The 2,134-nt window shown below is 41.9% G+C and carries 2 protein-coding genes; both read left to right on the top strand.

Translation table 11 applies throughout. The features are described 5' to 3' along the window. Nucleotides 1–104: 104 nt before the first annotated feature. The gene (gene istA, locus FD12_RS07705; RefSeq protein ID WP_003555353.1) at nucleotides 105–1,328 is read left to right on the top strand and encodes an IS21 family transposase; all 1,224 of its coding nucleotides are present in this window, start codon (nucleotides 105–107) and stop codon (nucleotides 1,326–1,328) included. Between the two features lie 9 nt (nucleotides 1,329–1,337). After that, complete coding sequence (istB, locus tag FD12_RS07700; RefSeq protein WP_003555349.1) at nucleotides 1,338–2,075, top strand: IS21-like element helper ATPase IstB; 738 nt, start codon at nucleotides 1,338–1,340, stop codon at nucleotides 2,073–2,075. The last annotated feature ends 59 nt before the right edge of the window (nucleotides 2,076–2,134 follow it).

Raw genomic sequence — 2,134 nt, 5'->3', positions numbered from 1 at the left:
TGTAAAAGGCACCCGTAAAATGTAGGAAAACGGCAGGTTAGAACTGTTGGTTTTCCTACATTTTTTGTATCATGAATCACATCAGAGTGTAGGAGGAATTTGATGTGAGACGTGATTTAAGAGAAGGAGTGACGATTTACGTGACTGAAAATATTAAGCCTAACTTCGCCGAGATTGCCCGGCAATATAATGTTGATTATCGAACCGTTAAGAAAGCCTATGAGGAAGTCAAAGCTGGACTTAAGGGCCGACCAAGTGGTCGACCGAAACGGCCAAGTTTACTGGATCCATTCAAGCAAACCATCGATTCAAAGCTTGAACTAAATTGTTCGGCTGCTTCAATTTTTAAATTTATCCAGAAGAAGGGCTTTACCGGCAGCTATACCCTCGTGAAAGATTATTGTCGCCAAACCCGCCGAGAACGAGTTAAGAAAGCTACCATTCGGATTGAACATTCCCCTGGTCTCTCTGCTCAAGTTGACTGGAAAGAAGAAATGGCCCTAGTGAGCAGCGAGGGTGAGCTGTTTAAATTCAATATTTTCTTGTATGTATTGCCTTATTCAAAACTCAAATATATGACACTAACCTTTGATCGGAGCCAAGATACCCTCTTTTCTTGCTTACACGACGCTTTCCTTCATACCGGAGGTATTCCGACGGAAATCTGGTTTGATAATATGAAAACCGTTGTGGATCATACAAAATCCCAGTTTGGCCACGCTGTCTTTAACGAACGGTTCCACGAATTCTGTAAAGATGCCGGTTTCACACCAATTGCTTGTCGACCATTCAGACCACAAACTAAAGGTGCAGTTGAAGCCCTTGCTCGCACGGTTGAACGTTTACGGCCATACAATACTGAATTTGCTGATGGAACTGAGCTAATCGAACTAGTTCATATGCTCCGAGATGATCTAAATCATGAAACTTCGCAGGCCACGGACGAAGTCCCGTACCTGAAATGGTTAGACGAAGAAAAAGAGTACCTTCATCGCGTTCCAGTTAATCTCCTTGAACCATACTTCGAAGAAAACATTACCCGTGTCGTTTCGAAGGAGGCCATGATCAATTTCCGCAAATGTAAGTACTCAGTAGATCCGCGATACATTGGTTGTACGGTTGCTGTTGAAATCTCCAATGATGAGCAGCGCATCCACATTTATTATAACGGAGAAGAAATTCGTACGCACTCCATAACTACCAATTCGCTGAATTATGACCCCCAAGATCAGTTCAATATCCTCAAATCTGATTTGCTTAAAGGGCGGACAGATGAAGACATTTCAGCTTACATTCGTGAACATATGACTGATTACGACAACTTATAGGAGGCTACCATGACCACTAATAATCAAATTCTTTTAAATAATCTTGAGCGCTTAGGGTTAAACAAAATCCGTGAATACTTGCCGAATTACCTTGATCAAATTCACACTGATAATCTGTCATTAACTGAGGCGCTAATTGATTTAACTAATTCGGAACTCCAGAATCGACACGAAGGTCAGATTGCACGGGCCATTGGCCGTGCTCGGTTCCCCAATACAAAATCCCTAGATACATTTGATTTTAGCTTTCAACCCAGTATTAATCGCCAAGAGGTTCTGGAATTCCAGAATCTGGCTTTTATGGAAAAGTCTGAAAACTTAATCTTTATTGGCAATCCGGGAGTCGGTAAAACCCACTTGGCAATTAGTATTGGGATTGAGGCCTGTAAACAGGGCTGTCGGGTTCTCTTTATTAATTGTCATGAGCTGTTGATTAGATTGAGAGCAGCTTACGAAAAAGGACTGCTTGATCGATCTCTAAGCCGCTATTCGCGCTATGACCTATTAATTATTGATGAAATTGGGTATTTGCCAATTGGTCACCAAGAAGCTAACCTCTTATTTCAGCTAGTCAATGCCCGCTATGAAAAGCATTCAACGATCATTACCAGCAATAGTGATCTATCCGCTTGGGTTGATATTTTCCAGAACCCAACTGTGACAGCAGCCATTCTCGATCGCTTGGTTCATCATGTTCACGTAGTGAAGATCACTGGTAAATCTTACCGATTACGTGGCCTCAAGTAACTGCCGAAAACCTACATTTCTTTCTGCCGAAAACCTACATTTTTAAACTGCCCTTGACA

The sequence above is a fragment of the Lentilactobacillus rapi DSM 19907 = JCM 15042 genome (assembly GCF_001436255.1).
In the GTDB taxonomy this organism is placed as follows: Bacteria; Bacillota; Bacilli; order Lactobacillales; family Lactobacillaceae; genus Lentilactobacillus; species Lentilactobacillus rapi.
The sequence above is the reverse complement of the archived record's forward strand: the minus strand, read 5'-3'. Positions and strand labels throughout refer to the sequence as shown.